The organism is Agrobacterium sp. 16-2014-1-2a, from assembly GCF_053522705.1.
The window spans coordinates 30,992-42,243 of sequence record NZ_JBNWBX010000005.1 but is presented as its reverse complement, the minus strand read 5'-3'; the positions used below and the strand labels follow the sequence as shown (position 1 = coordinate 42,243).

The window sequence follows — 11,252 nt, the reverse complement described above, 5'->3', positions numbered from 1 at the left end:
GAGGGCTTAAAGGCACGTTATCGTAGGGTTTGTTGTCTGTCTATGCCTCTGAAACATCGAATTGTTTAGCAAATTCAAAGCCGGCTTCCAAATTGCAATGGCTTGCCTGATGGCTTGTGTTTGGCGATATGTTAACGAACGTTCCCGGGTGAGGATCCATGTCCGACAAGAAATATTACGATGCCCAGCTGGATAGAGCCCGGCAGTTGCAAAACCAAGGACAATATGCGGAAGCGCATGCGCTTCTCTTATCGCTGGTTGCAGTAAAGGACGGGCACCTGATGGGTGAGCGGACAGTGCTCGGTCTGCCGCGCAGGCTGCATGCGGCACGGCTGCGTCTTGCCAAGGCTGAAGGCGATGTGGTCGCGAGGATCGGCTATCAATATACGCTGGTTCCGCCGCCGCAGGTGCTTGCGAAATATGCGCATTTTTCCCCGGAGGAACACCGCGCTATCAATCTGAAAAGCAGGGAGGACGTGCCGAGGCGCATCCACCAGATTTGGATCGGAGACAAGGCCCCGCCCGTATCGGTCAAGGCCTGGGCCGCCCATGCCGCCTCGCATGGTTACGAATATCGCCTCTGGCGGGAGGCCGATCTTGAGCGGGAAGGCGTGTTTTCGAATGACGTCTTCAGGACGATGCTGGAAGACGGCGATTATCCCGGCGCTGTCGATGTGGCCCGCTATGTCGTGCTGGAGCGTTTTGGTGGCATCTATCTTGATTGCGACTGGTATCCGGCGCGGGATGATGCGAGTTTCGATGCTTTCCTGCCACTGGTAGGGCTGACGGCGTTCGATGAAGAAACGCCGCGCGATACCGGGCAGGGCAGCATGCTTCTTGCCAACTCTTTCATTGCGACACCTGCTGGCCATCCGGTCTTCCGCAGGATGCTGGAGGCGTTTCCGAGGATTCTTGAGGAAATGCCGCGTGCGCCAGCCTGGTGGTCGACGGGTCCGCTGATCTTTACCGTCATCGCTCGGGCTGGGAGCATCAGCCTTGCGCCGGCGGGGTTTGTTGCCGCTTCTCTTGCCGATCGCGCCGCGTTGCAGGAGGTTGAAGCTGTCAGGCGCGAACTTGCCACCAAGACGCGTGGTTTGCTGATTGCCTGGAAGTCATGGTGATATCTGGTTGACGAGTTCTGCCGAGGAGCGCCAGCGCGCGGCAGGATGTTTGCCTGTAATTTCGAACAGCCGTTTCAGAAAACGCCAGACGTTGTCATCATGCACGAGATGATGGGTGAGGATGCCGGTCGTGCCGCCGTGCTCCGCAGTCTGCAGGATGCGGGCGGCGGTCTCGGCGAAAAGGATCTCGTGTTCGCGCCCACCGCGGCTGCCGTGCCAGTCAATCACGTCGACATGGGTGTTCAGGCAAGGTGGCACGGCGTCTTTCTCCGGGCCGAAAACCGAAAGCGCTCGATATCCGAGGTCCGCCAGTCCCTGCACCACATTGGCATCTATGCGGTTCCACGGCGGAACGAGCATAGGCACGAAACGCCTGCCATGCAGATCGTGCAGTTTTTCCAGCCCGGATTGCAACTCGTCGAGAACGATGGACAGATCACGGTGTGATCCGAGTTCCTGTTTCTTTTCTTTCTCGGTGGCATAGTTCGTATGGGACCAGCCATGCACGGCGACATGGGCAATGTCAGTCGTATCCAGGTGCTGCGCGAGCTTGTCCGTCGTCATCTCGGGGATAACCGCAAGCGTGACCGGCGCGGAAAAGCTGCTGCAAAGATCGAGCAGCGTGTCGAGCGCCGGTGTCGGTTCCACCGCATCGTCGTCCCTGAGCCAGAGATCGGCCGTTATGCCGCGTCGTCCACATTCATCCAGTGCCGCTACGAGTGTTTCCAGACTCATGATGTTCGTGCCTTTGCTCGCAACAGGATATCGTTCAGTTCTCTTGCGGCGTTTTCCAGAGATCGTTCATTTTTTACGAACTGGCGGGCTGCCCTTGCCAATTCCTCCCGCCGCTTGTCATCGCCGAGCAGAGTTTCGATTGCTCCAGCATAGGCGGCTGTATCATTTTCCGGTGTCAGTAATCCGGTGGTTCCGGATTTTACCACTTCGGGGACGCCGGCCACCGCTTCGGCGATAACCGGCAGGCCCGCAGCCTGTGCCTCGAGATAGGCGAGACCGTAGGCTTCGCCATGCCCCGGCCAGACGTAAACCGATGCTTTTGAAAGAAGTTCTGCGATTTCGTTTGCGTTTTTTTCTCCGTGCCAGACAAGACGGCGATCGGGGAAAGAGCTGAACATGGCTTGTACGGCAGCGCGTTCCGGCCCGTCGCCGATGATATCCAATGTCCAGTTCAAGTCCTGAGGCAACAGCGCAAGCGCTTCGCGAAGCGCGCGATAGCTGTCGAACTTGTCGCCCGCCCGCATCATGGCGACGGTGATGAGTTTTCCCGGTGTGGGGCGCGGAGCAATTTCAAGAAAATTACTCGCATCGATAAAGGGCGCCAACATCGCCGAGCGGAGTGCGGGAGAGGCGCGGACAAGCCCGTCGCGATCACGCGCGGTGAAGCAGATATTGATGGCGGCAGCGTTCAATGCGGCCAGTAACTCGTCCTGAACCGCCTGCCAGCCCATGCCATTGCGCTTGGGGGAATAGGAGGCCTCGGCGGTGACGTAGGCAATACCGAAACGTCTGCTTATTTCCGGCCCGAGCAAGTCCGGGGCCTTGTAATAGGGGTGATAACAAAACCACAGATCCGGCGCGCCTTCCCGCTGCCAGCGCTCCGTCATGGTCTCGATTTCGTGCGTCGCCACATCGGCAAGCAAGGACCTCGCCGGATCGTCAGCCTGTTTGAGAAAGCTGCGCAGCTCGGAAGCGACGGAAACATCGTGGCCGCCCATCGCCATCGCCTTCATCAGCAGGCGGGCCATCAGCCGGTCTCCGGAGGGAACGGGATGGTTGGGCGATTTGAGCGGTGAATAAAAAGCGATCCTCATCCGGATGGTTGTGCGTCGCCCATGGCTCCGGCGTCAACCGGAATTTGAGAGGGCCGAGCCTTGACAGCCTGACCATTCTTGCCCAACTGAAAGGCATCTTTTGCACATGCGCGGAGCGTGACACGCTTTGACTTCCCCAGTCGTTTCCCAGAACCTGCTTTCCAGCATCGAAAACAAGAGCGCCAAAGCGGCGGTGATCGGCCTTGGCTATGTCGGTCTGCCGCTAGCCATCACGATCGCCAAGGCCGGTTTCAAGGTCGTCGGTTTCGATATCGATCCCGGTAAAATGGTCGCGATCGATGCCGGCCGCAGCTATATCGAGGCGGTTTCGGACGAGGTGCTGGCAAGCGTCAGGCGCGATGATGGCTTCATCGCAACGTCTGATTTTTCCAGACTGGCTGAATGCGATGTGATTGCCATTTGCGTGCCGACGCCCCTGACGAAATATCGCGAGCCGGACCTCTCCTATGTCGAAAAGACCTGCCGGGACATTGCCGCGCATCTGCGCAGGGGGCAGCTTGTGGTGCTGGAATCGACCACCTATCCCGGCACGACCGACGGAGTTGTGAAGACCATTCTGGAAGCTACCGGACTTGTCTCCGGCGTCGACTTCTTCATCGGTTTTTCGCCCGAGCGGGAAGATCCCGGCAATCGCGACTTCGAGACCTCGACCATTCCAAAGGTCGTTGCAGGCGATGGCGAGGCTGCCGGGAAACTGATGGCGGCATTCTACGGCTCAGTGGTCAAGAAGATCGTTCCAGTCTCGACAAACGCCACGGCCGAGGCGGTGAAAATCACCGAAAACGTCTTCCGTGCTGTCAATATCGCGCTCGTCAATGAACTCAAGGTCGTCTACGAGGCCATGGGCATCGACATCTGGGAAGTGATCGACGCGGCGAAAACCAAGCCGTTCGGTTTCATGCCGTTTTATCCCGGCCCGGGTCTTGGTGGCCACTGCATACCGATCGATCCTTTCTATCTCACCTGGAAATCGCGGGAGTACGAGTTGCCGACGAGGTTCATCGAGCTCGCCGGCGAGATCAACACCGGCATGCCGCGTCATGTCATCGGACGGGTTGCGGAAGCCCTCGACCTCCGTTCCGGCAAGGCGCTCAGCCGCTCCAAGGTGCTGGTGGTCGGTCTCGCCTACAAGAAGAATGTGCCCGATATTCGTGAAAGTCCTTCGCTGAAACTCATAGAACTTATTCAGGAGCGCGGCGGCGAAGCGGCCTATTATGATCCGCACGTGGCAGAAATCCCGAAAACCCGGGAATATAGCCACCTGATGGGCATGAAATCCGTGGCTTGGGACAAGCAGACCGTCAGCGCCTTTGACGCTGTTCTGGTCGCGACCGATCACGACAATGTGGACTATGCCGCTCTTTGCGAATGGTCGCCGCTGATTATCGATACGCGAAACGTCTTCGCACGTCGGGATATCGCCGCAAAACACATCATCAAGGCCTGATCGGCTTCTCCCGGACATTTCCAGCAAAATCGCCATAAGCTTTTACTGAAAATGCCCGGAATTCATGAACGGACGGACTATGAGCAGATTGGACAGTTTCATTCGCCGGTTGACCGCGCAGCGCGATATCCTCAACCACGTCAAGGCCGATCTCGATCTGCCTGACGAAGGCGCGATCATGGAAATAGGCCTTGGAAACGGGCGCACGTTCAATCATTTGCGCGAACTGTTTCCGCAACGCCGTATCGTTGCCTTCGACAGGGCCATGGGCGCGCACGCCTCGTCTGTTCCGGCGCAGGAAGATCTCGTCATCGGTGAAATATCGGAAACCGCTCCCGCCTTCATCGGTGTGGAGGCGGCCATGGTGCATGCCGATATCGGCACGGGCTACCCGGAAAAGGATGCCATTACCCTGACATGGCTGCCGGACCTTGCCGCGGGCATGCTGGCAAAAGGCGGCGTTGCGGTCAGCGGTCTGCCTCTGGATCATCCCATGCTGAAGCCTCTGCCGGTGCCGGAAAGCGTGCCGACCGACCGTTATTTTCTCTATCGCAAGATTTGAGGCCGGATGGCCCGTCAGAGAGAGCGCCGGGGTTGCCTTATAGGTAGCGCTCGCTCTCTTCTTTCGAGAGCAGGAAAACTTTCATTTGCGAGTTTCTCCCGCGAATGGCGATTTTTTCGCTTCGCAAATCGGCAATCTCCTGTCCCGCCTGAATGATGGCGGGTTCGGAAACGACAATGGCGGCGCCGAATTCCTTGGCCTTGGATTCCAGCCTGCTCGCCACATTCACGGTGTCGCCGATGGCGGTCAGGGTTTTCGCTGCGCCATAGCCCATGACGCCGACGATCGTCGGGCCGGCGTGGATCCCTACTACCACTTCCAGCCGGACAGCAAATTGTTTTTCCAGTCCCTCATTCAGGATTGAAAGCTCCCGCAATATGATAGCGGCGGCCTTCATGGCGTTGCGGCAGGCATTTTCTGCATCGTCGCCAAGTCCGAAAAGAGCCATGGCGCCATCACCGATGAATTTGTCGAGATGTCCTCCGGCCTGTTCTACGGCCTGCCCGACGATGGTGAAGTAGCGGTTTAGAAGAAACACGACGTCATATGGCAGTTTCGCCTCGGAAAGCGCGGTGAAATTGCGGATATCACAAAAGAGGATGGCGATCTCCTCTTCCTTGCCCGGCCGGGCCGGTTGCGCATCCGCTGGCAGGTCACTCTGTTGGGGCGGCGATACCAGAAGCGCTATTCCAATATCCTGGGTGGGCCGCAACTGGCAGCCGAGCCGCACATCTGAATCGGCATGGATGCGCCTCAAAGTGGTTTGTTCGATATCTCCAGGAGGCGGAAGCGGGCCTTTGCTTTCGACAATCCTGACCCGGCAGGTCGAACAGCGTCCTTTGCCGCCGCATACGGAATAATGCGGTACGCCCGCGAGTCTGCTGGCCTCCAGAATGCTGAGCCCGGCAGGGACGCGCGCTTGCGCGCCATGCTCATAACGGATTTCGATAGCCGTCGATCTCTGTCGCCAGCTGCGCACGCCGCGCAAGACGAACACCAGCATGACCGCGCCGACAAAAATCGCTTCCGTTGCGTCGGTAACGAAACGGATACGCGTCTCCATCTCCCGTTGTAACGGTATGTCGTCTCTTTGAACGGTGGTATCTGCAAGCCCGGGAGGAAGTGAGTATTTTCTGTCCACCTCCTCCAGCCAGCGGCCGGCATCGCTGAAGCCCAGAAGCGCCAACAAAGGCAGCATCACCGCCACAGTCATGAATATCCCGGCAATTTTGGGATACCAGTCCCGGTAACGCAACCAGAAAAACAGGCCGATACACCCGTGGGTCCAGATCACGATCAATGCGAGGCTTTGCCACGCGCCGGCCATGGGGTTGTTGATCCAGAGCCGGCGAACGACCGAGTAATATCCCACGTCGATGTTGTAGATCATGTGCGACACGCGAATATTGACGGCGTGGCTGATGATCAAAAACGGGATCGACAGGCCAAGTATGGCTTGCAGCGCTTCGCGAAGGGGCATGCGCAATGTTCGGCGCTGATAAAGCGAGCGCAGGACAAGACAGACGTGCACCACAACCGACCCATAAAACAGCAGGCTGCTGACGGGATTGAGCCAGATCAGGCTGAACCATTTTCGCGCCCGCTCGGCGGTATCGATGGAGATGAGAGCGAGCGAATGGTTGAAAAGATGGGAAAATACAAAGGCAAAAATTATGAGGCCGGACAAGATCCGGGCGCGTCTCAAATTGGTCTCCGAAAAGAAACGGATCATGCAAATCCCATCATGCGGTCATTTGGCGCAGAATCATCATTAAGTGTGCTCTGGTGTCTTTAATGCAGGGTATCTCGTGGCAATATCGTGGAGCAATGGGCCGGCGATGGTCAATTGTGCGTGTTCGAACGTCTGTTCGCCGCATGATACAAATCAGGCTTCAAAAAAGCGTCAAACGCAGGCCAGCAACACGAGATTTGTGACCGCGATCAGAGGTCGATGATCTGGCCGTCCATTGTCGCGAATGCACCGCTGAACTGGGCTTTTGCCTGTTTTTCGATATCGTCCAGCTCATCGTCGCTGCGGCTTGGGGCGTGGTGGATGAAGCCGACATTTTTTGCGCCTGCCAGTTTGGCAAGGCGGATCGCCTCCTGCCAGGACGAATGGCCATAACCGCGATAAAGGGCCATCTCCTCATCGGTAAACATGGCGTCGTAGAGGAAGAGATCGACGTCCTTGATCAGATCAAGCACGTTCTTGTCGATATTGCCCGGTTCATGTTCGGTATCTGTGATGATGGCGAATGACTTTCCCGCCCAGTCCAGGCGATACCCGATGGCGTTGCCCGGATGATTGAGCATTCCAGTTCGGATCGAGAGGCCCGGATGAACATCCAGGACGTCGCCCGGCATAAAGTCACGGGTTGCCATTTTTGCGCAACAGACTTCCAGCGGTACGGGGAACCATGGCGGGCTCATGAAGTCCTTGAGCATTTCCCGCGTTGTCATGGTGCCGGCAAGATGACCCGACCAGATGGCGACATCGTTGGAGCTATTGTAGAACGGCTTGAAATAGGGAAAGCCGACGATGTGGTCGTAATGGCAGTGAGAAAAGAACAGGTTGACGTCGGTAATACCTTCCGCCCGCAACGCCAGACCAGCAGGGTGTAACCCCGAACCCGCGTCGAACAAAAGAACATGATCTCCGCATCGTACCTCGATGCAGATGGTATTCCCGCCATATTTTCGGAAGTTTTCACCTGAAACAGGAAGCGTTCCCCGCGCACCCCAGATCTTTACCCGAAAATCTTTATTACCTTCCCGACTTACTATGTCGGAATCGAACGCCATGACACACCCCGATTACAACGGAATCTTGCACGCTTCCTCCCATGAAGCCCGTTGTCTCTACAGATTATTGTATCCGCTCTCTTTTGGCGGACGCCCTTACCCTTATTCAGTCAGCATTTCATTTATATTGCAATGGTGCGACATTTATTTTTCCAACATCGCCATCCACGGTAGCAGGAAATTGCGGCTCATGTTCTCGCGTTTGCACGCGCTTTGCTAAGCTCCGTCGTCGTCTGGGTGAGACGTTCGGCAAGAACGCGCATGACCTTGATGGTAATGTCAGGGAAATCGGACATGAGCTTGAAGAACTGTTCCTTGCCGATACGCAGGGCTTCCACGTTGGTGGAGGCGCGCACGGTTGCGGTTCTGACGCTGTCGCAGAGAATGGCGATTTCACCGACGATCGCATTGCCGGTCATTTCGGCCACTTTTAACGTGCCCGACGGAGAATCGACCAGAACATCCACTTTGCCGGTCAAAAGGACGTAGGCCGCATCGCCGACATCTCCCTGCCGGAACAGCATGTCGCCGGTGTGATAGGACACGCGGTCGGATGCGAATGCGAGAAGTTTGAGCTTCGACGGTTCCATTTCCGAAAAAAACGGGACGCGTTTCAGCATTTGAATTTCGTCTTTGAAAAGCATTGCCTTACCCTGTTCTTGTTCCACCTCGGTCACTTTCTTGGATTTATGTTGCGACCATATCCTTGAATGTACCGTTTTCCTGCGCAAGAGTCTCGTAACTTCCATCAGCGCTGATAAGGCCCTGATGGACGACGATGACCCGGTCGAACATGCGCGAGAGCGTCGCATTCGACAGAACCCACACGATCGCCGGGTTATTATTGTTCTGTTTCAGGAATGTGATGACCCGTTCGACAATTTCCTCCTGTTGCCGCGGATCGAGGCCGGGAAGGGGGCGATTGAAGACGTAATAGTCGGACTTGCGGATCAGCGCCCTTGCGAGATTGAGCTTCTGCCGCTGGAGTGGCCCGAGCCGCTTGCCGCCGGCGCCGAGGTTGAAATCCAGACCCACCGCAAGCACACGCTCATAGACGCCCTGCTTGCGCATGACCTCGGCCACGATGTGGGTGATGCGCCGTGATGCGTCGGTATAACGATGGCTGACCTTGCCGAAGAGAATATTGTCCAGAAGGCTGGTGGCACTCATGTATTTCGTCGGATCGTAGATTTCGATCACGTTCTTCAGGCTGTCCGGCAGGTTTTCATGGAACATGTGCCGGACTTCAACGATCCGGTTCATGATTTCCGGTGACAGAAGGCCGAAACGCTGCCGGGGCTCAATGTAGAAGAAGCTCAGCCGCAGCATCGCGCGTCTTTCGCTTTCATTGGCCTCGTCGAAACTCCGGCTCTGAAGACGCTGCAGCATTTGCTGATAGACCGGAACATCGTCGGGCGTCATGAATGTCAGCTGCTGGAAGAAGGGGTGGTCACCCGGCAGGTCGGCGAAGATTTCCACGATGTTTTCGGCAATCGTATACCCCATTTCGAACAGGGTTTTGACGAGGCCGGTTTCGCGCATCAGCGAACGGAAATATTCGCTTTCGATGACGGTCCTGATCGACTGTGATGAGTCGCGCATGGTACCGAATAACAGGTTCTCGCCCACGGTAGCCTCGCTGTTGTAGCTCTCCAGCTCAAACGGAGCGATGAGGCCGCTCAGGTTCTCCTTTTCCAGTTCGGCGCGCAGGACATGTCGCAGTTCCACAATGCGGGCCGCAAGATGCAGGTCGGTCAAAGGGTCGATCGTCGAGCGCAACGCGAATTCCAGAATATCCTGTGAAAGTTCCACGCTGTCGAGCACAGCCAGAACGGCCTGGATGAGGTTTTCCGGCTTGCCGTCACCGGCCGGGCTTGAAGCGTAGTCGATCCATTCGCTGTTGATGTCGATCGTCGGATTGCCCGCAAGCTTGGCTTCGCGGATCTCCCATTTGCGGTGTTCCAGCGCTGCACCTTCGTATTGCTTTTCGACAAGCGGTGCGTGCTTGAGACCGTAAAGCAGATTGTCCTTCAGGCTGGCGTGGAAAAAATAGCTGTCCGAGGACACATAGGAGATGCGCCGGCCCGTCAGCGATTCAGGCAATTCCAATATGTCGACGTCGTTGATGCTCACCTTGCCGGAAGTCGGCCAGAGCGTGCGGCCGATAGCATCCGCGAGCGCCTCTGCTCCCGATCCACCGACGATGGCGATCACCTCGCCTGCCTCGATCTTCAACGATGCCTGTTCCAGAAGCCGGCTGCCGCTATCGTCTTCCAGCGTGAGATTGCTGACGACGATCGGTGCGGCAATTGCCGCGACTGCTCCCGGTGACAGTTTTTGCACCTTGTCATCGATCATGTTCGACGCATCGAACTGCTCGAAGACCTGCTCGTATTTTACCTGAACATCCTGACGCGCCTGATCCCAGTCGATCAGCTCCTTCAGCGGTCCTGGCAGTTCCTTATAAGCGTTGATGACGGCAACCAGCTGCCCGACATCGAGGCTGCCCTTGAGCGTGAGATAACCGCCCAGTGCATAAAAGAAGAAAGGGGTGAGCTGCGCGAGGAAGTTATTGATGAATTTGACCAGAAACTTCCACTGGTAGAGATCGTAGCGGATCCTGAAGATGTCGCCGAGCCGGTGCGAGGCATCGGCACGCTCGAAATTGGAGGTGTCATAGGCGTGGATGGTGCCGATGCCGTCGACCATTTCGCCGATGCGCCCGGCAAGCTGGCGTGCGCTCAGCTGCCGCTGGCGCCCGAGTTCGATGAGGCGACGGCGCATTTTGGGGATGATGCCGACCTGGATGGCGGCCATGAAAGCCGCAATCAGACCCAGCCAGAAATTCTGCACGAGAATGAAGAAGAGTGCCGAGAGCGCCTGACCGCCGAGAAGCGCCGGCTGCACAAAGGCGTCGCCGGTAAATCCGCCCAGCGGCTCGACCTCGTCCTTCACCATGCTGGAGATTTCAGCACCCTTGACCCGCTTGAAATGCGTGGGCGGGAATCGCAGGATCCGATCGATAAGTTCGAAACGGATACGCCTGAGAAGCCGCTCCCCGAGGCGGCCCTTGAAGGTGTTGATATAATATTTGAAAAGCCCGTTGATGACGACAAGCGCAAGGAAGGTGAGGCTGAGCGCCATCAGCATCGACATGCGGTTGAGTTCGAGCCCGGGGAAGAGCGTCACGGTGCCCCAATAGGGAATATCGACCGTGAGATGCATGAAAAGCTGTGTCGCGTTTGCCCCTTCGAAGCCGTCTCCCTGAATGGGCCCGTTGACGATCTGTTTGGGCAGATCGAAGGCGAGGAAATAGGGGATCATGGACAGGGCGACGATCAGCAGAATGAAAAGCTGCTGCCGCTTCGTATGCGACCAGATATAACGCGTAAGGCTTTGTTCCATATAAAACTTCTATGACCTGTCGGGCAGGGCCCGGCGTGTTGGTTTGCGCGGTGTCAAGACGGTCA

9 protein-coding genes are annotated in these 11,252 nt (G+C 56.9%); 3 read left to right on the top strand and 6 right to left on the bottom strand.

Annotated features, from left to right (window positions below):
- Positions 1-158 precede the first annotated feature (158 nt).
- Positions 159-1,121, top strand: coding sequence for a glycosyltransferase (locus ACQZ45_RS16230; protein WP_162736205.1), 963 nt, complete (start codon positions 159-161; stop codon positions 1,119-1,121).
- Here the strand turns inward: ACQZ45_RS16230 and ACQZ45_RS16225 are convergent.
- The gene (locus ACQZ45_RS16225) at positions 1,113-1,856 is read right to left on the bottom strand and encodes a polysaccharide deacetylase family protein (RefSeq protein WP_113291864.1); all 744 of its coding nucleotides are present in this window, start codon (positions 1,854-1,856) and stop codon (positions 1,113-1,115) included. The genes ACQZ45_RS16230 and ACQZ45_RS16225 overlap by 9 nt on opposite strands.
- The gene (locus ACQZ45_RS16220; protein ID WP_113291865.1) at positions 1,853-2,950 is read right to left on the bottom strand and encodes a glycosyltransferase family 4 protein; all 1,098 of its coding nucleotides are present in this window, start codon (positions 2,948-2,950) and stop codon (positions 1,853-1,855) included. The genes ACQZ45_RS16225 and ACQZ45_RS16220 overlap by 4 nt, the downstream gene beginning before the upstream one ends.
- A 127-nt stretch (positions 2,951-3,077) precedes the next feature.
- Between ACQZ45_RS16220 and ACQZ45_RS16215 the strand changes: the two genes are divergently transcribed.
- Together ACQZ45_RS16215 and ACQZ45_RS16210 are read left to right on the top strand one after the other, a co-directional pair.
- Positions 3,078-4,418, top strand: a complete 1,341-nt coding sequence (locus ACQZ45_RS16215; RefSeq protein ID WP_162736206.1) for a nucleotide sugar dehydrogenase — start codon at positions 3,078-3,080, stop codon at positions 4,416-4,418.
- 79 nt (positions 4,419-4,497) lie between these two features.
- Positions 4,498-4,980, top strand: coding sequence for a class I SAM-dependent methyltransferase (locus ACQZ45_RS16210; protein WP_003516804.1), 483 nt, complete (start codon positions 4,498-4,500; stop codon positions 4,978-4,980).
- Between the two features lie 37 nt (positions 4,981-5,017).
- Here ACQZ45_RS16210 and ACQZ45_RS16205 read toward each other — a convergent pair whose 3' ends face one another.
- The 4 genes from ACQZ45_RS16205 to ACQZ45_RS16190 form a co-directional block, all read right to left on the bottom strand.
- A complete protein-coding gene (locus ACQZ45_RS16205; RefSeq protein ID WP_003516805.1) occupies positions 5,018-6,712 on the bottom strand; it encodes an adenylate/guanylate cyclase domain-containing protein in 1,695 nt (564 codons plus the stop codon).
- A gap of 209 nt (positions 6,713-6,921) precedes the next feature.
- Positions 6,922-7,782, bottom strand: coding sequence for an MBL fold metallo-hydrolase (locus ACQZ45_RS16200; RefSeq protein WP_013636849.1), 861 nt, complete (start codon positions 7,780-7,782; stop codon positions 6,922-6,924).
- A 188-nt stretch (positions 7,783-7,970) separates the two neighbouring features.
- Positions 7,971-8,426 carry a cyclic nucleotide-binding domain-containing protein gene (locus ACQZ45_RS16195; RefSeq protein ID WP_003516807.1) on the bottom strand — a complete coding sequence of 152 codons (456 nt, stop codon included), beginning with the start codon at positions 8,424-8,426 and terminating at the stop codon, positions 7,971-7,973.
- Between the two features lie 43 nt (positions 8,427-8,469).
- Positions 8,470-11,187, bottom strand: coding sequence for an ABC transporter ATP-binding protein (locus ACQZ45_RS16190; protein ID WP_003516808.1), 2,718 nt, complete (start codon positions 11,185-11,187; stop codon positions 8,470-8,472).
- Positions 11,188-11,252 lie beyond the last annotated feature (65 nt).

What these genes read in the sequence shown, in the direction of transcription:
- ACQZ45_RS16230 (WP_162736205.1), top strand. Translation starts at nt 159, where the DNA reads ATGTCCGACAAGAAATATTACGATGCCCAGCTGGATAGAGCCCGGCAG.
- ACQZ45_RS16225 (WP_113291864.1), bottom strand. Translation starts at nt 1,856, where the DNA reads ATGAGTCTGGAAACACTCGTAGCGGCACTGGATGAATGTGGACGACGC.
- ACQZ45_RS16220 (WP_113291865.1), bottom strand. Translation starts at nt 2,950, where the DNA reads ATGAGGATCGCTTTTTATTCACCGCTCAAATCGCCCAACCATCCCGTT.
- ACQZ45_RS16210 (WP_003516804.1), top strand. Translation starts at nt 4,498, where the DNA reads ATGAGCAGATTGGACAGTTTCATTCGCCGGTTGACCGCGCAGCGCGAT.
- ACQZ45_RS16205 (WP_003516805.1), bottom strand. Translation starts at nt 6,712, where the DNA reads ATGATCCGTTTCTTTTCGGAGACCAATTTGAGACGCGCCCGGATCTTG.
- ACQZ45_RS16200 (WP_013636849.1), bottom strand. Translation starts at nt 7,782, where the DNA reads ATGGCGTTCGATTCCGACATAGTAAGTCGGGAAGGTAATAAAGATTTT.
- ACQZ45_RS16195 (WP_003516807.1), bottom strand. Translation starts at nt 8,426, where the DNA reads ATGCTTTTCAAAGACGAAATTCAAATGCTGAAACGCGTCCCGTTTTTT.
- ACQZ45_RS16190 (WP_003516808.1), bottom strand. Translation starts at nt 11,187, where the DNA reads ATGGAACAAAGCCTTACGCGTTATATCTGGTCGCATACGAAGCGGCAG.